Origin of the sequence: Halorubrum vacuolatum (genome assembly GCF_900188065.1) — an archaeon.
Taxonomy (GTDB): Archaea; Halobacteriota; Halobacteria; order Halobacteriales; family Haloferacaceae; genus Halorubrum; species Halorubrum vacuolatum.
This window is the reverse complement of record NZ_FZNQ01000008.1, coordinates 113773-133402: the sequence shown is the minus strand read 5'-3', so window position 1 is coordinate 133402 and position 19630 is coordinate 113773. Positions and strand designations below refer to the sequence as shown.

The following is a 19630-nucleotide window of genomic DNA, read 5'->3' as shown; positions in this document are numbered from 1 at the left end:
GGGAGCCGATCGGCGTGGAGACGAGGGATCCGATCCCGGAGCGATCAGCGCCGCCGATGGCGTTCCCAGACCGGCCGGTCGTCATCACCCGGTCCATGAGGGGTCCGAAAGTATCGGTCGGCCGCATCAGGACCGTCGAACGCGGCCCGGTCGATCCCATCGAGCCGGTCACGGAGGTATTCGATGAGCCGCTCGGGTGGGAGCCGCAGCAGGCCCTCCTCGATCGCGCGAAGCCGATAGTTCGGATGGCCGACGCCGAGGGGAACCTTCACCTCCTCGATGACGCCGGACGCGACGAGCATCCGACGATCGGCGGTGAACGTCTGTCTCGGCGCGATGCCGACCGACTCCGCCCATGCCCGAACGTCCTGAAAGAGGTGATCGTGTCGGGCGCCGAGCGCGAGGAGGAGGGTTCGATCCGTCACCGTTCGGGAGCGATCGAGCGCCCCCGGTTCGAGGTCATCGAGCAGGACCTCGAGATCCGCTGCGAACCGCCCACAGAGCTGCTCGCCCGCGGTGCGATACAGCCGGTCTCGCGAAGGCATGTCGATCGCGGCCGAGGGACTCCGTTCGAACTGGGCGCCCATCGCCTCCCGAAGGCCACGGACGGCGGACATCTCGTCGGTGGTGATCACCGTTCGGTTATCCACGGGACCGGTGACCGCGTGTACCTCTCGATCCGTGAGGAAGAGGGTCCGTTCGATGAGGTCGCCGGCGGCGGCCTCCGCCGCGGTCACGATCGCCATCGAGCCGGATTCGGTTCGCGTCGCGACCTTCGTGCCGAGCACGAACTCCCGTCCCAGCCCCTCGACGGTTTCTGTGGGTGAACGGAGCCGCCACGACACGTTTGAGCTCCCATCGGTCTCCTCGGAGGCTCCAGCAGCCTCCCCGAGGGTTCGTTCATGTGCCCGTAGAACGGCGGGCAGGAACGCACGATCGACGCCGGTAGCGACGAGGGTCGTGGAGCCGGCAAGCAGATCCACGAGTTCGTCCTCGAAGGCCATCGTCCGGTAAAGACGACGCGCCCGAATGAACGTTCCGCCGGCGAGGTCGATTCCGTCGACCCCGGGTTCCGACACCTGCTCTCAAGGGGCCCGAGCGAACACCAGATAGCCGGTGTGGCCGACGCCCGCGGTCGACGGGCGGGATCCACGCGAGGAGAAGTCCATCTCGCGCTGGATCGTCTCGAACGTCTCGATCTCGACGAGGCCGGCCTCGCGTGCGGCCTCGACGGCGGCACGCGTCCCCTCGACGAACGGCGAATAAACGGCGAGATAACCGCCCGAGAGGAGGAGATCGGGTGCGTAGGCGACGATCGTCGGTGCGTCCCCCGTATCGAGCGTGAGCACATCGAAGGAGTCCTCATCGGCGAGGATGGTGTCGACTTCCGCGGCGAGGTCGCCGGTTCTGACGGTCACCCGCTCCGAGACGCCCGCGACCGCCATGTTCTCGCGGGCGATGTCCGCGAAGTCGGGATCGCGCTCGTAGGTCGTTACGGAGGCGCCGACCCGGCCGAGGTACGCCGAGAGGATCCCCGTGCCGGTGCCGGCATCGAGCACGCGGTCGCCGCCAGCGATCCCGGTGTGCCCGATGACGAGCCCGATATCCCGGGGCATCATCGGCGCGCCCGTCCGTTCGAGGTGATCGAAGAGATCCGGGCCGCGGAGTCGACGGACCTCGAAGACCGTGCCGAGATGCGTCTCGACGGTATCGCCCGGGTTGGCGTCCTCGGGGACCTCGATGACGCCGAGGTCGGTGCCGAACTCCTCGCCCGGACGGAGGAGATACTCGCGGTCCCCGTGAACGAGCAGGTAGGCGGCGTCGCTCACTCCAGGTTCGCGATCGCGGCCGCGAGGTCGCCGTCGGTCGCCTCGAGCGCCGCTCGGGCCTCCGACTCCGGGACACCCGCCCGCTCGGCGACGATCGCGACGTCGCTATCGGGGATGGCGTCCGCGTCGCCGGCGGCGTCGGCGGCGTCGGCGTCGTCCGCGTCGTCAGCGTCGCCCGCGCCGGCATCGACGACCTCGTCGGGTTCGCCGACGATCTGGTAGGTCTGTTGACCCTGCGCGTCCATGCGCGTGACCTGTGGTTCCGAGAAGACGAGGTCGCCGTCGCCGGTCTCGATCACGACGCGCTCGGCGTCGATCTCGTCGACGTCGATCCCCATCTGTTTCATCATCTGTTTCATCTTCCGCGGGTTCATCCCGCCTCCTCCAAACATACGCGGGGCTTCGCCCGCGCGGCACAAAAAGGGTGCCGAAGGCCGACGACGAGGCTTCCGACGATCCGATGTCCGGTGGCGCTCGAACCGGAACCGATCGAGGCCTGCCGGGACGGCTGGTTTCATGCGGCCGGCGTCCCTGAGGGTAGCCATGTACATCGCAGATCACACCTGGCCGGAACTCGGCGAGTACGTCGCGACCGAGTCCGTGGCCGTCGTCCCGCTCGGCTCCACCGAACAGCACGGCCCACACCTCCCGCTCGCGACCGACCACCTGATCGCCGAGGCGCTCGCCCGCGAGGCGGCCGACCGGACCGGGTACCTCTGTACGCCGACAATAAACATCGGCGTCAGCCCGCATCACCGGCAGTTTCACGGCACGATGTGGGTCGATGCGCCCGCCTTCCGGGAGTACGTCGAGAGCTTCACGCGGAACCTCGCGTATCACGGGATCGACCGGGTCGTCTACGTGAACGCCCACGGCGGCAACGTCGCACACCTCCAGGAGGTCGGTCGACGACTCCACGAGGACGGCGCGGTCTATGCGATCGAGTGGATGTGGAACGAATCGATCCCGGATCTCGTCGACGACCTCTTCGAGCAGAACGGCCCACATGCGGGGCCGAAGGAGACCGCGATGATCACCCACATCGCGCCCGAACTCGTCAATGGGGACGAGTTCGAAGCCGCCCGCGACGGCGGCCTCGTCGACGTCGACGCCTCGGACGCGTACGTCCACGGCGCACGGACGTTCTACGACGCGATCGACAACTCCCCGAACGGCGCCTTCGGCGATCCGACGGACGTGACCCCCGAGAAGGCCGAGCGACTCTTCGAGGCGGCGGTCGATCAACTCGTCGAGCTGCTGGAGTGGCTCGATGCACAGCCGATCACGGACCTCATGCCGGCTGCACACGTCGATCCGCAGCCGGGGAGCGAACGATGACCCAAAGGTCGACTGTCAACCGTTCGTAACTGAGGTGTGTGACGGCTCGATTTAACCGGAGCCGCCTCCAGCGGCGCACGTTTATCATATCGGACGCCGTTCGTCGGCCATGGTATCAGCGGAGAACAGGGTCATTGCCGCCGGGTTTCTCGGCGTGATCATCGGGTTCATCCTGCTCGCCGCCGTCGAGACGTTCGTCGGATTACCGGGTCAGTGGGGGTTCGTGGTGGCGTTCCTGCTTTTAGCCCTGCTTGGTGTCGTCATCCCGCAGGTGTATCTGTCGAGCGTCGATCGATCCGTTTCCAGAACGGCGCGAATGGGCGTCGTGACCGTCGTCTTGCTCGTGCTCGCTTCAGGCTTCTCGGCGGAGGTCTCCGGAACTGAAGGGATAACCATCTGGATCCTCGTTGGGATCTCGTTCGCGCTGATCGTCGCCGTTGAAATACGCGACGGATATCGCCAATCCGTTCAGGACGGGACGAGCGAGCCCTGAATAGGTCCTATCGGACAGCAAACACTCCACGGGACGCACGTCCATGATCGTGATGATGAACGGCACCGAAGGAGCCCGGTTGAAACCCTCGGGGTCGATACGAGAGCCGTGCCGAACGCGGCATGCAGACCTGACTGAGTGGCCGAATCTGTCGTCGAAGCGGCTTCCCACCCGTATCGATCGGGAGCGCGGTTCGTTCGTCGCCCGTGGCCGGGCCGTTTGGTCCCCGGAGTCGCGATCCATGTATTTTTTACAGGTGAAAATAAGGGGTCTACATGACTGGTTCTCAACCCCTCGAACGCTACGACGTCGGCATCGTCGGTGCTGGACTCGCCGGGCTAACGGCGGCGAGGGAATTGACTGACGTGGGGCTTGACGTGGTCGTTCTTGAGGCGAGGGACCGCGTCGGTGGCCGAACCCTCGGGACGTCGCTGTCGACCGGTGACGTCATCGACCGCGGGGCCGAATGGATCGGTGAGGAACATGAACACGTTCTCGAACTGGCCGAGGAGTTCGATCTCGAGCTGTGTTCGCAGTATCACGAGGGCGCCGATCGAGTCGCCGTGGGCGGCGAGTTGTTCGAGGGCGAGGATCGGCTTCGGGCGCTACCGCCGGAGGCGGCAGCCGAGCTGCGGGACGCGTTTGAACGGATAGAGGCCCTCCGCCGGGAGGAGAACCCGGATACCGGGAGATGGGATGGGAAGACCCTCCAGACCTGGGTGGAGGAGACCATGGGTAATCAAGCGGCACGCGAAGCGTTCGAGGCGTACTTTCGGGCCATGCACGCGGCCGAACCGAGTCAGGTTTCGCTGCTGTACTTTTTAGGGGACAGCGACGGCGGAGATGACCCGTCCGAGGACGACGGGTACAGCTTTGCACAGGAGTATCAAGCGTCCAACGTCGGAACGGAGTACCGCTTCATCGGCAGCACCCAACACCTCTCACAAGGGCTTGCGGAGGTCCTCGGCGACACCGTCCGGATGGAGGAACCGGTTCGACGGATCGAACGACGCGACGACGGGGTGACGCTCGTCTCGGATACGGGCCGTTACGACGTTTCGGACGCGATCGTCGCCGTTTCCCCCCCGCTCATCGAGCGAATCGAACACGAACCACCGTTGCCTGCTCGGCGGCGGGCATTGGGTCAACGGATGCCGATGGGCGGGGTAGTCAAGTGCGTCGTCGCGTACGACGAACCGTTCTGGCGGGACGATGGCTACTCGGGGGTCGTGCTTTCGGCCGATGGCGTGGTGACCTCGTTCAACGACGTTAGTCCACCCGACGGGAACCGGGGATTGCTCGTCGGGTTCATCGCCGGCGACGACGCCTTCGAGTGGAGCGACCGATCCGTAACCGAGCGCCGCGAGCAGGTCCTTGAGGAACTCAGACGGTACTTCGGGCCGCAAGCGAGCGAGCCGCTCGAGTACACCGATAAGGCCTGGTCGAGGACGCGATGGTCGACGGGTGGATATAACGCCGTGATGACGCCGGGAACGCTGGCAGCGTGCGGCGACGCGCTCCGTGAACCGGTCGGTCGCGTTCGTTGGGCCGGGTCGGAAACGGCGATCGAATGGCCTGGGTTCATGGAGGGGGCGATCAGGTCGGGCAAACGGGTTGCGAACGAGGTCCTGAGCGACCGCGGTGAGCGAGAAAGCTGACCACCCTTCGACCGACCCGTCGAACCCGCCCGAACGCGCCGTATCGGGAACGGCCGATACCCGGCTATGTCGTTCCAACGAGGAGTTCAACAGGACCACCGAACCGGCGAAGTACGTCCCGTCGCGGGAAAGAGCCTATATAAACGGTTCCCGGCGGTTACCCCGGGCCGTAGTCGGTGAGCCCGTCCGCATAGACGCTCACGTCATCGAAACGTCCCTCGTAGGCGACGTTCGAGGGGCGGGTCGGCTCGGCCCCCGAGAGGAAGATCCGATCGGCCTTTTTCCAGGTGTTCTCGTAGGCGAGATGCGAGTACTCGATGAGTCCACGAACCCGATGGGAGAGCCCACCGCGGTGGACCACCGTCCGCGGGCGACCCTCGCGAAACGCGTCGACGATCTCGACGGGCGTGTCGAGCGACTCATCGAACGTCGTCCACGCCTCCCCGACGCTCCCTTTGAGGTGCGCATAGGAGGAGCCAAACCCCGGGAGATCGAGGTCGCGAGCGATCCGTAACGCGCGTTTGTTCTGGTGCGGGAGGAGTTTCGTGTTGTACGTCTCGATGGCGTGGAGGCTGTCGGCGTGTGCTTCGATCTCCGGGCGGGTGAGCGAGACGGTCGCGAAGTCGGGATGCGGAACGAGCACCGCGGCGTCCTGGCGGGCGAACTCCGCCATTGCCCCCTCGAAGGTGATGAAATCGGGGACGGGATCCGACAGCCCGAGCGCGAGCAGATGCCGACGGTTCCCCCAGTCGCCGGTGAACACCTCACGGGCGGGCACGACGGTCAACTCGTCGTCGGAGAACCGCTCGGCACGGTCGCGGATCGTCGGGAACCGCGTGAAGTGTGGCGCGTACACGAGCGCGTCGATCCCGCGCTGCTTCGCGAGCGCGACGACGTCGGCGTCGAGGACCTTCACGTGCGCATCGACGCGGGTTCGGGATCGGGTCACGACCGTACCTCATCGCGGCCGAGCAAAGGTATGTCGCCTTCGAGGCCTGGACATCGAGGCGTGGATACGTCCGGTCGAGGCCGCAGAACTGTCGCGCGCCGCGGGGAAAACCGTTAACCCCCTCGGCGGATACCTCGCGATATATGTCCCGCTGGACGTGCGGTATCGACGGCTGCGACGCCGCCTTCGAGGACGTCGAATCCACCATCCTCCATCAGACGACCGAGCACAAACGACACGAGTGTAAGGTGTGCGGAACGATCGTCCCCGACGGCTATTTCGCCATCCGACACGCGTTCGACGAACACACCCGCGCCGAATACGTGCGCGCGTACGAGGCGGACTCCGCCGCCGTCCGCCGACGTGAGGAGGTCAAACGCGAGATCGAATCCGAGGCGGACCTGCAGGCGGTGATCGAGGAGTTGGACGTCAACGGCGTGGGCGGATAGTCCCCTCCGGGTGTTCCGTCGGGAGCCGACCGTGGACCGACGGATACAGGAAGGCCCCGCGACGAGTGGGGATATGAACGAGATCGACGTCGAGCCGGTAGAGCGCGTCGACGACGACGTGAGCGTCGACGTCGACGCCGACCTGCCACAGGGCGTTGACGCCCCGGAGTACGTCCTTTACGGGGGAAAAGGCGGGGTCGGCAAGACGACGATGGCGGCGGCGACGGGGCTTTCCTCCGCGGCCGGCGGGGTCAGGACGCTCGTCGTCTCGACCGACCCGGCGCACTCGCTTTCGGACACCTTCGAGGTCGACATCCCCGCGGAGCCGACGCGCATTCGCGAGGAGGTCCCGCTGTATGCCGCCGAGATCGACCCGGACGCGGCGATGGAGGAGGGAATGTTCGGCGCCGACGGCGACCCGCTCGGCGGACTCGGCGACATGGGCGAGGCGATGGGTGGAATGGGCGGCATGGGTGGCATGGGAAACATGGCCGAAGACGCCGCCGAGGGGATGACGGACGCCCCCGGGGATCTCTTCGGCGGCACGATGCCCGGCGCGGACGAGGCCGCGGCGATGCGTCAGCTGCTTGAGTACCTCGATGACCCGCGATTCGATCGGGTGATCGTCGACACCGCCCCGACCGGCCACACCCTTCGGCTCCTCCAGCTTCCGGAGATCATGGACTCGATGCTCGGGCGCGTGATCAAGCTCCGCCAGCAGTTCGCCGGGATGATGGAGGGCGTCAAGGGGATGTTCGGCGGCGGCACCGATGGCCCCGACCCCTCTGCAAGCCTCGACGAACTCCGTGAGCGGATCGAGCGTCTGCGGGCCGTCCTGCAGGATCCGGAGCGAACGGATTTCCGGGTGGTGCTGATCCCCGAGGAGATGAGCGTCGTCGAATCCGAGCGGCTCGTCGCCCGACTCGAGGAGTTCGAGATCCCGGTGAACACGCTGATCGTCAATCGTGTGATGGAGCGGGTGAGCGACGTCGCCGACGTCGACCCGGCGTGGATCGTCGAGCCCGACCCCGAGAACTGTGAGTTCTGTGCGCGCCGATGGGACGTCCAACAGCACGCGCTCAGACGGGCCACCGACCTCTTCCGGGGGCGGGAGGTCAAACGCGTCCCGCTCTTGGCCGACGAGGTGCGGGGGGAGGCGGCGCTGCACGTCGTCGCGGCCTGTCTGGAGTAACGCCGTCTGCGCGATGCCGACCCGAACGGACGCCCTTATACGCCGACCGGGTTAACCACGTATATGACCTGTCGGCGGTGTGGGACCCCGCTCGAAAAGCCCGGGGACTACTGTCTGACCTGCAACACCGCCAACGCGGACGCCGTCGTCATCGAGTTCGAATCCGACCGCGCGGAGCTGACGATCCTCGATGAGGAGGCGATCGTCGGCCGGACGACGGTGACGACGCGCCCTGAGGGCGACGAACGGCTATCCGCGGTTCAACTGCGGAACTTCGCCGGGCGCGTCGCCGACGAGGTCCGTCGCAAGCGACCCGAGACGGTCTACGCCGCCGGCGAGCGTGGCCCGTTGCGAGAGACGCGTGCACAGATCCACCACGAGTTCTACCGCGTCCCCGACGAGGGGACCGACGGCGACGGCGACGTGGTCGGCTGGGTGCTCGACCGCCGCGGCGACCGCGCGCTGGAGGTCGTCGAGACGCCGCCAAGGGAGAAGATCGGCGGGTCACACTCCACGCTCATCGGCGGCCGGAAGGGCAGACGGGCGATCGGGACCGTCGCGGAACATCCCCACGTCAAGAAGATCGTTCCCGGCCCGATCGACGCGGGCGGAACCGGCTCGCGAACCGGGCTCCGCGCGAAAGCGACCCGCGCGGGGACCAACGGGAACGTCCGGCTGCTGCTGCGGGACGGCTCCAGCGTGCAGGAAAACCGGATCGTCACGACCGCGATGGACCGCGAGAGCGGCGAGCGCGTCCGGGCGGACCTCAACGAGGCGCTCCGGGACGCGGAGCTGCAGGATGAGTGAGCGGCCTCCCGTCCGATCGGGCGCCCCCGGTAGGTATTTGGGTCCACGCCCGTGACCGAAACCTATGCTCAGCGACGTCATGGAGGACTACGTGAAAGCGATCTACGTCCTCCAGTCGGAGGAGGGTCCTCCAGTCTCGACCTCCGCTATCGCCGGGTACCTCGATAAGACGCCACCCTCCGTGACCGACATGCTCGGCAAGCTTGCCGACCGCGGACTCGTCGACCGCGAGCCGTACAAGGGCGTGGAGCTCACCCCCGAGGGGGAGGCGGTCGCGTTGGAGGTCGTCAGACACCACCGACTCCTCGAGGCGTTTCTCGCCGAGCAGCTCGATTACGACTGGAGCGAGGTCCACGACGAGGCCGACGCCCTCGAACATCACATCTCGGAGGAGCTCGAACGGCGAATGGCGGCGGTCCTCGGGAACCCGGACGTCGACCCACACGGCGATCCGATCCCGAGCGCGGACCTCGAACCGATCGAGGAGACGGGTGGAGCCCGCCTCGCGGATCACGCCGTGGGCGATCGACTGGTCGTGACCCGCGTCTCCGATCGCGACGATGAGGAACTCGAATACCTCGCCGACGCCGGGATCACGCCCGGGACGACGATAGAGATCATCGACGTCGCCCCGTTCGGACTGGTGACGGTTCGGACGCCCGGGGGCGAGCAGGGGCTCCCGGCGGAGATCGCCCGGTCGATCCGCGTCGAGGAGGCTCCAGAGAGCGGTGAAAACGACGATCGCCCACGAGACGTGGACGCCATCTAGCCGAGACAGGCTCGGAAAACGAGGCGGCCCACGGCCGAGCAAGCGGATTTTTCACGGCATCGCGCGTGGGTACTGGCGTGACGTTCGCTGATCTCGCCGTCACCTTCGTGATGGGGACGGCCTTCGGGCTGGCGCTCGCGGCTCCACCGGGGCCGATGAACGCCATCATCGCCGAGGAGGCCGTCCTTCGTGGGTGGCATGCCGGCGCACGAGCCGGGCTCGGCGCGGCGACCGCGGACGTGCTCTTTTTTATCCTCGCGTTCGTCGGCGTCGCCGCACTCATCGAGTCCGCCCCGCGGCTCCAGACGGCGATGGTCGGCGGCGGCGGCCTGCTCATGTGTTACTTCGCGATCGGGGCGGCGCGGAACGCACGGGCGATGTTCCGCCCGACCAGTGGGGATGAGCCGACGATCGAGGCCGGAAACGGGTATTATAAGGCGCTGGTGTTGGCGCTGAGCAACCCATTTCAGGTGCTTTTCTGGCTGACTGTCGGCGTCGGACTGTTGCGCCCGGGCCGGCTCGACGTGCTCGCGCCAATACCCGTACTCGGGGACACACTGACGGGGACTCTGGTCGTGACGACCGGGTCACCCGCGATCCTCGGCGGCTTTTTCGCCGGGATATTCGGCTGGGTGCTCGCGTTTCCCGCCCTCCTCGCCGTCGCCGAGCGCCGGGTCGAGACGTTCGGCCCGGTGGTCGCCGTCGGCTCCGCCGTCGTCCTCGGTGGGTTCGGGATCGTCTTTCTCGCCGATGCGCTCACGACCGTGCTCGCGTGGACGTGACCCGCCACTGCGGGTCGATTCCCACCCTGCGGATCGATCGTCGATGGACAACGGCTTTGACGCTCGGCCGAGAGCGGCCTGATATGTTCGAGAAAGCCAAATGGATAAAGCTCCCGCGAAGCGTCCTCGTGGGTCACGGGGTCGTTGACGAACTCGGCGAGGCGGTCTCGGAGCTGTATCTCTCGGGACGACCGCTCATCGTTTCGAGCCCGACACCGAACGAGATCGCCGGCGACCGGGTTCGTGCCCAGTTCGATGACCCGGCGACCGCGGTCGTGGAGTCGGCCTCCTTCGATGCGGTCGAAGCATTGATCGAGACCGCGGAGGCCGTCGAGCCGGGCTACCTCGTCGCGCTCGGCGGTGGGAAACCGATCGATACCGCGAAGATGGCCGCCGACCATCTCGGCGTCGGCTTCGTCTCCGTCCCAACCGTCGCCTCCCACGACGGGATCGTCTCCGGGCGGTCCTCCATCCCCGAGGGCGACACACGCCACTCCGTGGCCGCGGATCCGCCGCTCGCGGTCGTTGCGGACACCGAACTCCTCGCGAACGCGCCGTGGCGACTGACGACGGCGGGCTGTGCGGACATCATCTCCAACTACACGGCGGTGAAGGACTGGCGGTTGGCCCAGCGGCTGCGCAACGTCGAATACAGCGAGTACGCGGGGGCGCTTGCGGAGATGACCGCGGAGCTGCTCGTCCAGAGCGCGGACATGATCAAACCCGGCTTGGAGGAGTCCTCGTGGGTCGTCGTCAAGGCGCTCGTCTCCTCGGGCGTCGCGATGTCCATCGCCGGTTCCTCCCGGCCCGCCTCCGGCGCCGAGCATCTGATCTCCCATCAACTCGACCGCATCGCGCCCGGCAAGGCGCTTCACGGCCACCAGGTCGGCGTCGCCTCGATAATGACCGAGTACCTCCACGACGGCGAAGACGGCCAGTGGCGGGCGATCCGCAACGCGTTGGAGTCGCTCGACGCACCGACGACCGCGGAGGGCCTCGGCATCACCGAAGCGGAGCTGATCGAGGCGTTCACCGGCGCCCACGAGATCCGCGACCGATACACCATTCTGCAGGGTGGGATCAGCGAGGAGGCGGCCGTGGAGGTCGCATCGAAGACGGGCGTGATCTGAGGCGACCGATCCTGCGGGGGCGTTCCCACGAGGAGCGAAGATCCGAAGAGGAATTACCGTGCCCGCCCAACGCATTCCTATGTCAGTTGCCAGCGTGCGAGCGGGCGCCAAGGAACGCGCCGGATCGCTCACCCTCCTGCTCACCGTCGTCGGTTACGGCGCGGTCCTCGGCGTCTTTTTGGTCCCCGAGTTTCAGGCGTTGTTCCCCGAGTTGAGCCGGGCCACCGTGGATATCCTCACCCACGCCATCGCGGCCGTTAACACCGTGACCATCGTGACGCTCTCGCTCGGGATCTACTGGATCCGTCGCGGGGAGGTGAAAAAACACGCGGCGGCGATGACGACGTCGTTCGCGCTCATCATCGTCTTTTTGGGGATGTACCTTCCCCGCGTCGCCGGCGGCGGCACGAAGTACTTCGTGGGTCCCGACCTCGCAAACATCGCCTATCTGATCATGCTCGCGATCCACATCATCCTCTCGGTGCTTGCGGTTCCCGTCGTCCTGTACGCGGTCATCCTCGGGCTGACCCACAGCGAATACGAACTCCGGCACGAGACGCGGCATGCGACGGTCGGCCGGATCGCCGCGGCCTCGTGGCTCCTCTCGCTCGTGCTCGGGGTGGTCGCCTACCTGCTTTTAAACCACGTCTATGACTCGACGTTCGAGGCGGCGGCCGCGACGCTGCTTCCCATACTTCCGTTCGGGTAGCCGTGGCGTGAACCGATGATTATTCACCGCCCCCGCGCGCAGGTCGGCGTATGACTCAGTCGGTGGACCGCGTCGCGATCGTCGAGGACGGCGACGGGCTCCAGTGCGAGGGGGGCCGGGAAGAGGCCCCGAGACCGGTCACCACCACGAAACCCGATGAGGCTGTCGACGCCGCAGCCGACGAACACGACACCGGCGAGACGCCGACCGACGAACACGACACCGGCGAGACGCCGACCGACGAACTCGGCACGGCCGTCGAGGACGCGGGCGCCCGTCTCGTTTCGCCCGACCGTGCGGAGGCGATCCTCGCCGTGGGCGAGCGCGGCGTTGCCGCCGCCGCGATCCGCGCTTCCGAGACCGATACCCCCATGCTGCCGATCGGCGTCGGGAGGCTCGGAGCGGCCCGGTCGGACGCTTCGGAGGCGATCAGCGCGCTCGTCACCGGCGACTGGCAGCGGACGGAACACGCTTTGCTCACGGTCTCTGCCGGCAGTCAGGGACGGCTCCGAGCCCGCTCCGCGCTCAGCGTCTCGCTCATGACCGTCGAAACCGCCCGGATATCGGAGTACGCCGTCGCCTTCCGGAGCGGCCGGCGCGAAACCTTTCGGGGTGACGGCGTCGTCGTGGCGACGCCGCTCGGGAGCGATGGCTACGCGAGGACCGCCGGCGCGCCCGCGCTGGAACCGGGTACGGGGCTCACCGTCACGCCGGTTGCGCCGTTTCGGATCCAGAGACGCGGATGGGTCGTGCCCGGGGACGCGACGCTCAGCGTGGAGCGTGAGGGGGAACCGGTCGCGGTTGCCGTCGACGGGATCGTGCGGGGCGAGGTACGTCCCCAGGAGCCGGTTCGGATCCGCGCCGGCGGGACGTTCGATCTCGTTTCGGTGTCACAGGACGGGGCCGACGACGCGCCCGATTGGAAAAACTCTAATGACTCGTCCACGGAGTGACCGACATGGACCCACTGCAGTTCCTCGTTCCGCTCGACTGGATCGCGGTCGTCGGGCCGATGCTGCCGTTCGCGATCCTCGTGATGGCGGTTGCGAACCTCGCGACACGGCACCTTGCACACCGCCGGCACATCGAGCAGGCCACCGAGGGGGACAACGTCGAACGGTATGCGCCACACGCGTTCACGAACATCGGCCTCATCATCCTGAGTTTCCTCTTCTCGCTCGACGCGCCGACGGGCGGCACCGTCCTGGCCATTCTCGTCGTGACGATGCTCATCGCGGATCTCTTCGAATTCGAGGCCCGCAACGTCGAGGCGCGAAACGACATGACCGTCGAGGCACCCAAAAGCGCGATCGCCGCCTCGGCGCTCGTGACGTTTTATGCCGCCTACTACGCGCTCTTTTTCCTCGTCGCACCCGTCTGGAACGTGATCGTCGCCTGATCAACGCGGCGGGTGACTCCACCGGAGAGCGGTGATAATCCCGGACGGAGCGTTTATACTCCGGACCCACCGATAACACACGATGAGCGCGTTTCCAACCGAACAGCTGCTCTGGGGGCTCTGGTACGGTTTCATCGGCGTGGCGGTCTGGTCGGTCCCGTTCCTCGTCGCGTACTACTTATATAGACGATGGGGAGGACATAAGGGACCGAAATCGAGGAGGGAGTCGTCGTAGCCGGTCGGTTCGTCACCGTCGGACTGGCGCGGCGCTCTCACGGTAGCGATGGGGATGGGTGTCCACACGATCCCGATCCCCAGGCGGCATCCCGAACCGATGTGGCGATCGCAGGGTGGATGGTTAACCCTTTAAGCACGCAAGCCAACTGTCGCATTAACAATGGCGTCCGACTCGGTGAAACTGTACACGGCGATCTACGTCGCTCTCATCGTCCTCGCGTTCGCGAAGTTCATCTTCTTCGAGTTCGACCAGTTCTTCACCTACCAGCAGGCGTTCGCCGGGACGATGGGCGCCGCGGTGATCAAGTCGTTCCTCATCGTCGCCTACTTCCAGCACCTCCGCTGGGAGAACAAATCGCTCACCTACCTGATGCTGCTGTCGCTCGCACTCGTGCTACTGTTGATGGCTGCTGCGACCTACTCGATCACCTGATCCGGCGACGTGTACCAACAACCGGGAACTGACTGCAACCCGATCGGGACGGCGATCCCACCACGCGCTTTTCAATGTGACAGGGCAGCGACGTCGCGATCCCAAAGCGGTGTCGCCGCCTGATTATTAATACCTCGACCGAGAACCAGCCAGTATGGATCTCCGAGACGCCGACACAGCGGATATCGAACCGATACGGACGGTAGCGAAGGACTCACTAACTGCCTCATACGGACACGTCGTCGAGGAGACGTACCTCGAGGAGGCCGCGGAGCGATGGTACGGCCGTGCCGACCTCGAAGAGGCGATAGATGACCCCGCAACGAGATTCATCGTCGCGATCGATGGCGGTGCTGTCGTCGCGTTCGCCGAGAGCTACGTCGTCGACCGTCGTGAACGCGTCGGCGAGATCGACTGGATCCACGTGGATCCGGAAGAACGCGGACGAGGGATCGGCTCGGAGCTGCTCGACCGGATCGAACGGGAGCTCCGGGACGCGGACGTCGACGCCATCGAGGGGCGTGTGCTCGCCGAAAACGAGGCCGGCGCGGCGTTTTATGAACAGAAGGGGTACGAACACACGGGGATACAGGAGGTCGACATCGGGTCCGAAACGTTCGAGGAGCGAATCTACCGGAAATGGATCGGCGAGACGGAGACGGACGCGCAATCGGCCGAGGTTCACGAGACGGACGACGGCGAGACCGTTCACGTCGCCTACGAGGAGAGCAACCGCGGTTCGATCGCCCCGTTTTATGCCGTCTACACCGACGAGGGCCACACCGAGCGCTACGGCTACCTCTGTGGCGCCTGTGAGGGCACGAACGTCAGCATCGATACCATGGACCGCGTCGAGTGTCTGGAGTGTTCAAACCGGATCAAACCGACCCGGTGGGACGCGGCGTACTGATCCGCGAGCCGCGACGAACGCCGGACACGCCAACGGAGATCAGGCTCGCGCTCGTCGGGGTGGGCTGTTCACGAGCGCCGAGGGAGGCCGACCGTGTTCACGTCCACTGACGGACACGACGGTCAAGGTCGGCGAGAAATGGTCGAACGGACGCAAAACGGGAGGAATCCGTCCTCCCCCGCTCGCTTAGAAGAGATAGAACAGCGGGAAGAGGAAGACCCAGACGATATCGACGAAGTGCCAGTAGAGCCCGAAGAACTCCACGGGTCGCTCGTCCTCCATGTACGCGCCGTGGTAGGTACGATAGAGCAGGAAGACGGCGATGAGCAGTCCGCCGATGACGTGAACGGCGTGCAGGCCGGTCGTCACGAAGTAAACCGACGCCTGAACGGCCGAATACGGCTCAGCAGCCGTGCTGAGGAAGACCCCGTCGACGTAGATCTTCGTCCACCATTCCCAGGCCTTCACGGCGAGGAAGGTCGTACCGAGGACGGTCGTCGCGCCGAGGGCGGCAAGCAGCCCCTTTCGGCTCTTCCGGTGAGACGCGACCAGCGCAAGGATCACCGTGAACGACGAGGTGAGCAGCACGACCGTGTTGATCAGCCCAGGTAGCTGGTCGGGGATCGGTGTCCACGTGCCCCACCCGGCGTTCCAGCGGATGAACACGGCCGCGCTGATGAACGCACCGAAGACCATCACGTCGGAAGCGAGGAAGAACCACATCCCCAGCTTCACTTTCTCGACGCCTTCGAACGGCCACCGCTCGGCGAACTCGCTCGGCGGCGCATAGAAGTCCTCCATGCCCCACTTCCAGCCGGTCCATATCAGCGCAAGGAGCCCGACGACCGTGAGCACCGGATAGATCGGGTTCATGATGTCGATCGAGAAGTCGGCAAGCGAGCTACCGAAATGGAACTCGGTCGCAGGGTTGAACCCCGAAAGCCCCAACAGCAACACGCCGAGCGCCGCCGACAGCAGGAATGGCCAGATGCTGGCGTGGCTCGCGTGTTTGTCCCAGTATGGATACTTGCGGATGTGATCCGGATGGTGGTCACCGCCGTCGGTGACCGCGTTTCCGTCCTCGTCGGCTTTCACCGCCGGGCCCCCGTCGGGGACGTAGTCCTTCACGAACTCGAGTTTCCCCGAGGCGTACGACGGGCGATTCGGCCAGTTCTCAAGCGGCGGTGGCGAGGAGACCGCCCACTCGGCCGTCCGCGAGTAGTCCCACGGGTTTTCGCCGGCATCGGGACCGGAGACGTAGGATTTCGCGAAGTTGTAGAACATGATGAAGAAGCTCAGACCAAGGATGAACGCACCGACGGTGCCGACCTGATGGATGCTCGTGAACGCGGGGTTGTACTCGAAGACACGTCGCGGGGTCTCCCACGCGAGGAACATCGAGAAGTACACCATGTTGAAGCTGATGAAGAAGACGACGAAGTGCACCTTGCCGAGGAACTCGTCGTACATCTTCCCGGTCATCTTCGGGAACCAGTAGTAGGCCCCGCCGAACAGCGCCGTCGCGCCGCCGAACATCACGTAGTGGAAGTGGGCGACGACCCAGTAGGTGCCGCGGAACTCGTAGTCCAACACGATCGCGCCGAGGAAGACGCCCGTGATGCCCCCGAGGATGAACAGGAGCAGCGCACCGAAGGCGAACAGGAACGGCGTCGTGAACTGGATGCGGCCCTTGATCAGCGTGTAGATCAGCGCGAACACCAGTAGGTCGAACGGGAGCGAGATCCCGATGGTGGTCGCCATCATCAGCGTCTTGATCTCCAAGTTGATCGTCGTGAGGAACATGTGGTGCATCCACACGAGGAACGACTGCACGGAGATCAGACAGATCGAGATGATCACCCACTTCCGGCCGACGAGCCGCCGTCCGGAGAACGTCTGGAACAGCTCCAGCATGACCCCGAGCGCGGGGAAGAAGACGATGTACACCTCCGGATGGCCGAAGAACCAGAAGAGGTGTCCCCAGAGCAGCGATCCACCCTCGGTCGCCGAGAAGTAGACGCTCCCAAGGACGCGGTCGGACGCGAGGATAAGCCCGACCGCGAGCAGCGCCGCGAACGCGAACAGCATCATCCAGACGGTCGCGAGGATGGACCACGTAAACATCGGCATGTCCATGAGGCCCATCCCCTCCGCACGTGAGTGATGTATGGAGGTGAGGAAGTTCACCGTCGAGGCGGTCACCCCGACGACGAACATGAACAGCGCGAGTACCGCCCCCGTCGACCCGATACTCGGTGTGTACATCGGCACGTTAAGCGGGGCGTACATCGTCCAGCCCGCATCGAGCGTGCCGCCCTGGAAGAAGCTGATCCCGAGCAGAACGCCCGAAAAGAGGTACATCCAGTACGAGAGCGCGTTCAGCCGCGGGAACGCGAGGTCGTCAGCGCCGATCTGCAGCGGCACGAAGTAGTTCGCGAAGCCGAACGCGAACGGCGAGAGGAACCAGAACACCATTATCAGCCCGTGGGCGGTGACCGCCTCGTTGTACGCCAGGCCGGACAGCACCTGGTTCGCGGGGTCCCACAGCTGCACGCGAATGAGCAGGGCAAGCACGCCGCCAAAGAGCAGGAAGAACAGCGCCGTGATCGTGTAGAGGATCCCGATGTCCTTGTGGTTCGTGGTGACGAGCCAGCGGCGGACGGAGGTCGTCGGTGGGAGCTCAGCCATCGTTACTCACCCCCCTCGCCGAAGGCATCTTCCCACTCCTCGACCCCTTCGTCGTCGCTTTCGGTGTCGTCATACCATTCCTCGAACTCGTCCTGAGGCATCACGGTTATGGTCCCGTCCATCTGGGAGTGGCCCGAGCCGCACAGCTCGAAGCACTCGACCATGAACTCCGCACGTTCGCCGTCTTCGGTCTGTTCGAGCTCATCGGAGCTAACGGAGAACCACGTGTACGCCGTCTCACCGGGGATGGAGTCGGCCTTGAAGCGAAGCTCCGAGGCGCCGAAGTTATGCCAGACGTCGCTTGAAGTCACCGCGATATCTATCCGTGTGTCCGCGGGGACGATCATCTCGTTCGTCTCGGTGTGACCGTTCGCGTACGTGTAATCCCAGCCGAACTGGAACCCGTCCACGAGCACCTCGAGGTTGTCCTCGTCGCCTTCCATCTCGATCTGGCTCCCGGCGTCCGGCCCCTCCTCGACGTAGAGGAGGAGGCCGTACGCGTAGACGACCAGACTGATGACGACGATAGCGCTCAGCCCGAAGGATAAAAAGAGCTTCTTCGCCTTCGGCCCGCCCTGGCCGGTGGGAAGCTCACCGACGACTGGCGGATCGAAGTCCTCATCGGGGGTCCCGTTTCCGTCGGCATCGCGATACTTGTACGCGTTCCACAGCGTGTAGGCGACGACGATGATCCCGATCGCCGTTCCCAGCGCGAGAAAGACGAAGAAGATCTCGTTGAACACGTCCGCCTGCGCGTCCCAGTCGGCACCCTGTTGTAGGGTAAGTGATGTTATCATGTTTGTCGCTCTGCTCTTATCATCCCCTTGGCGAAGGCGCACTTAGCTCTTTTGTAGCGTAGCGGTTGCGGAGGTGGATTCACCTGTAATCAACTAATAAAGCCCCGACGAGTGACGGGACGATAACGACAACCGATGCGTTCCGGTGAGCTCGCAACCGCCTCGTCGATGAAGACATACGAAGGCTATATATACGCACGCCCGGACCCACAAGTAACAACGAGATCATGGTTTCGATAGGCATCCTGAGTACGGCGTTTATGGGGTTGCTCGTGATCGCCACGTTCATCGCGGTCGCGCGGATCGGCGGTCAGCGAAATCCACCCCGTGGGGAAGGGTCGGGGGACGGATACGATACAACCGTTCGTCGGCTGCGGGCGTTCGTTCGGACCCCCGCCGTTTGGTCCGTGACGTTCGTCGTTGTCGCCGTCGGCGTAGGTGCGCTCGCCGTCCTCGCGGTCGGCGACTTCGGGCTCCCCGAGGGAACGGCGCCGCTGCTTCTCAACGTCGTCTACGGGTTGGTTGGGCTGTTGATCACCGGGTTCGTCTTTCTCGGTGCGTACTTTGGAGCACGTGGACGCGGGCTCGGCAACGCCCACGGCGTCGCCGCCGGATCGTTCGCGGCCGGGCTCGTCTTTCTCGTCGTGATCACGGTGCAACTTCTGACCTGAGGAGGAGACGACGGCCGAGTCGAGGGGGATACCATCGGAGCCAAATCCCGAGGTATCGTGTCGACGATCGGCGAGCGATCCGATCCGTTCCGGCGAGATCGGCCGACCGGGAGCGATCCCGGTCCGACAGGGTTCGATTCGATCGGTCACGAAACACGCGACATCGAGGACGACTCACGCGACAGCAACGCCGTGGCGTGCGAGGAATCGCCCCACGTGTTTGATCTCGACCGGACTACCGATGATCCGACAACGGCCCTCATCCTCGAAGATCGTGACGACGAACCGGTCTTGAATATCGTCCCGGAGCCCGGAGAGGGCCGCGGACGGGAGGACGATCTGTGTGCTGTCCCTGAGTCGTCTCGGATCCGGCATTCGATGATCGATCGA

General features: G+C 65.4%; 23 protein-coding genes. 16 read left to right on the top strand and 7 right to left on the bottom strand.

Annotated elements, in window-relative coordinates:
* Positions 1-44: 44 nt before the first annotated feature.
* From CHB65_RS09455 to CHB65_RS09445, 3 genes are all read right to left on the bottom strand, one after another.
* Positions 45-1004 carry a transcriptional regulator TbsP domain-containing protein gene (locus CHB65_RS09455; RefSeq protein WP_143420387.1) on the bottom strand — a complete coding sequence of 320 codons (960 nt, stop codon included), beginning with the start codon at positions 1002-1004 and terminating at the stop codon, positions 45-47.
* Positions 1005-1085: 81 nt separating this feature from the next.
* Positions 1086-1829, bottom strand: a complete 744-nt coding sequence (locus tag CHB65_RS09450) for a methyltransferase domain-containing protein (RefSeq protein ID WP_089384812.1) — start codon at positions 1827-1829, stop codon at positions 1086-1088.
* On the bottom strand, positions 1826-2221 hold the full coding sequence (locus CHB65_RS09445; RefSeq protein WP_089384811.1) for a nascent polypeptide-associated complex protein: 396 nt from the start codon (positions 2219-2221) through the stop codon (positions 1826-1828). Before CHB65_RS09445 ends, CHB65_RS09450 begins: the two co-directional genes overlap by 4 nt.
* Positions 2222-2372: 151 nt before the next feature.
* Between CHB65_RS09445 and CHB65_RS09440 the strand changes: the two genes are divergently transcribed.
* From CHB65_RS09440 to CHB65_RS09430, 3 genes are all read left to right on the top strand, one after another.
* Positions 2373-3167: a creatininase family protein gene (locus CHB65_RS09440; RefSeq protein ID WP_089384810.1), complete on the top strand. Its 795-nt coding sequence runs from the start codon at positions 2373-2375 to the stop codon at positions 3165-3167.
* Between the two features lie 109 nt (positions 3168-3276).
* Entirely contained in the window at positions 3277-3660 is a 384-nt protein-coding gene (locus CHB65_RS09435) for a hypothetical protein (protein ID WP_089384809.1), read from the top strand.
* Between the two features lie 275 nt (positions 3661-3935).
* Positions 3936-5318 carry a flavin monoamine oxidase family protein gene (locus tag CHB65_RS09430; RefSeq protein WP_089384808.1) on the top strand — a complete coding sequence of 461 codons (1383 nt, stop codon included), beginning with the start codon at positions 3936-3938 and terminating at the stop codon, positions 5316-5318.
* 157 nt (positions 5319-5475) lie between these two features.
* Here CHB65_RS09430 and CHB65_RS09425 read toward each other — a convergent pair whose 3' ends face one another.
* The gene (locus CHB65_RS09425; protein WP_089384807.1) at positions 5476-6267 is read right to left on the bottom strand and encodes a PHP-associated domain-containing protein; all 792 of its coding nucleotides are present in this window, start codon (positions 6265-6267) and stop codon (positions 5476-5478) included.
* 143 nt (positions 6268-6410) lie between these two features.
* On the opposite strand from CHB65_RS09425, the gene CHB65_RS09420 reads away from it, so the two are divergent.
* From CHB65_RS09420 to CHB65_RS09370, 12 genes are all read left to right on the top strand, one after another.
* Positions 6411-6716 carry a DUF7565 family protein gene (locus CHB65_RS09420; protein ID WP_089384806.1) on the top strand — a complete coding sequence of 102 codons (306 nt, stop codon included), beginning with the start codon at positions 6411-6413 and terminating at the stop codon, positions 6714-6716.
* A gap of 73 nt (positions 6717-6789) precedes the next feature.
* Positions 6790-7908 carry an ArsA family ATPase gene (locus CHB65_RS09415; protein WP_089384805.1) on the top strand — a complete coding sequence of 373 codons (1119 nt, stop codon included), beginning with the start codon at positions 6790-6792 and terminating at the stop codon, positions 7906-7908.
* Between the two features lie 63 nt (positions 7909-7971).
* Positions 7972-8715, top strand: a complete 744-nt coding sequence (locus CHB65_RS09410; protein ID WP_089384804.1) for a DUF2103 domain-containing protein — start codon at positions 7972-7974, stop codon at positions 8713-8715.
* 64 nt (positions 8716-8779) lie between these two features.
* Complete coding sequence (locus tag CHB65_RS09405; RefSeq protein WP_089384803.1) at positions 8780-9484, top strand: metal-dependent transcriptional regulator; 705 nt, start codon at positions 8780-8782, stop codon at positions 9482-9484.
* A gap of 110 nt (positions 9485-9594) precedes the next feature.
* Positions 9595-10266, top strand: a complete 672-nt coding sequence (locus CHB65_RS09400; protein ID WP_089384833.1) for a LysE family transporter — start codon at positions 9595-9597, stop codon at positions 10264-10266.
* 83 nt (positions 10267-10349) lie between these two features.
* Positions 10350-11396, top strand: a complete 1047-nt coding sequence (locus CHB65_RS09395; RefSeq protein ID WP_089384802.1) for an NAD(P)-dependent glycerol-1-phosphate dehydrogenase — start codon at positions 10350-10352, stop codon at positions 11394-11396.
* Positions 11397-11475: 79 nt separating this feature from the next.
* Positions 11476-12105, top strand: a complete 630-nt coding sequence (locus CHB65_RS09390; protein WP_089384801.1) for a DUF420 domain-containing protein — start codon at positions 11476-11478, stop codon at positions 12103-12105.
* Positions 12106-12155: 50 nt separating this feature from the next.
* Positions 12156-13058, top strand: coding sequence for an NAD(+)/NADH kinase (locus tag CHB65_RS09385; RefSeq protein WP_089384800.1), 903 nt, complete (start codon positions 12156-12158; stop codon positions 13056-13058).
* A gap of 5 nt (positions 13059-13063) precedes the next feature.
* Positions 13064-13504, top strand: a complete 441-nt coding sequence (locus tag CHB65_RS09380; RefSeq protein ID WP_089384799.1) for a DUF7313 family protein — start codon at positions 13064-13066, stop codon at positions 13502-13504.
* Between the two features lie 82 nt (positions 13505-13586).
* The gene (locus CHB65_RS17430) at positions 13587-13739 is read left to right on the top strand and encodes a hypothetical protein (protein WP_179213631.1); all 153 of its coding nucleotides are present in this window, start codon (positions 13587-13589) and stop codon (positions 13737-13739) included.
* A 162-nt stretch (positions 13740-13901) separates the two neighbouring features.
* Positions 13902-14174 carry a cytochrome C oxidase subunit IV family protein gene (locus CHB65_RS09375; protein WP_089384798.1) on the top strand — a complete coding sequence of 91 codons (273 nt, stop codon included), beginning with the start codon at positions 13902-13904 and terminating at the stop codon, positions 14172-14174.
* Between the two features lie 154 nt (positions 14175-14328).
* The gene (locus CHB65_RS09370; protein ID WP_089384797.1) at positions 14329-15084 is read left to right on the top strand and encodes a GNAT family N-acetyltransferase; all 756 of its coding nucleotides are present in this window, start codon (positions 14329-14331) and stop codon (positions 15082-15084) included.
* Positions 15085-15270: 186 nt separating this feature from the next.
* Here the strand turns inward: CHB65_RS09370 and CHB65_RS09365 are convergent, their stop codons facing one another.
* Together CHB65_RS09365 and coxB are read right to left on the bottom strand one after the other, a co-directional pair.
* Complete coding sequence (locus tag CHB65_RS09365) at positions 15271-17772, bottom strand: cbb3-type cytochrome c oxidase subunit I (protein WP_089384796.1); 2502 nt, start codon at positions 17770-17772, stop codon at positions 15271-15273.
* 2 nt (positions 17773-17774) lie between these two features.
* Entirely contained in the window at positions 17775-18569 is a 795-nt protein-coding gene (coxB, locus tag CHB65_RS09360; protein WP_089384795.1) for a cytochrome c oxidase subunit II, read from the bottom strand.
* 260 nt (positions 18570-18829) lie between these two features.
* Here coxB and CHB65_RS09355 point away from each other — a divergent pair, with 260 nt between their 5' ends.
* The gene (locus CHB65_RS09355; RefSeq protein WP_179213634.1) at positions 18830-19240 is read left to right on the top strand and encodes a hypothetical protein; all 411 of its coding nucleotides are present in this window, start codon (positions 18830-18832) and stop codon (positions 19238-19240) included.
* Between the two features lie 174 nt (positions 19241-19414).
* Here CHB65_RS09355 and CHB65_RS09350 read toward each other — a convergent pair whose 3' ends face one another.
* Positions 19415-19615 carry a VNG_1110C family protein gene (locus tag CHB65_RS09350; RefSeq protein WP_089384793.1) on the bottom strand — a complete coding sequence of 67 codons (201 nt, stop codon included), beginning with the start codon at positions 19613-19615 and terminating at the stop codon, positions 19415-19417.
* Positions 19616-19630 lie beyond the last annotated feature (15 nt).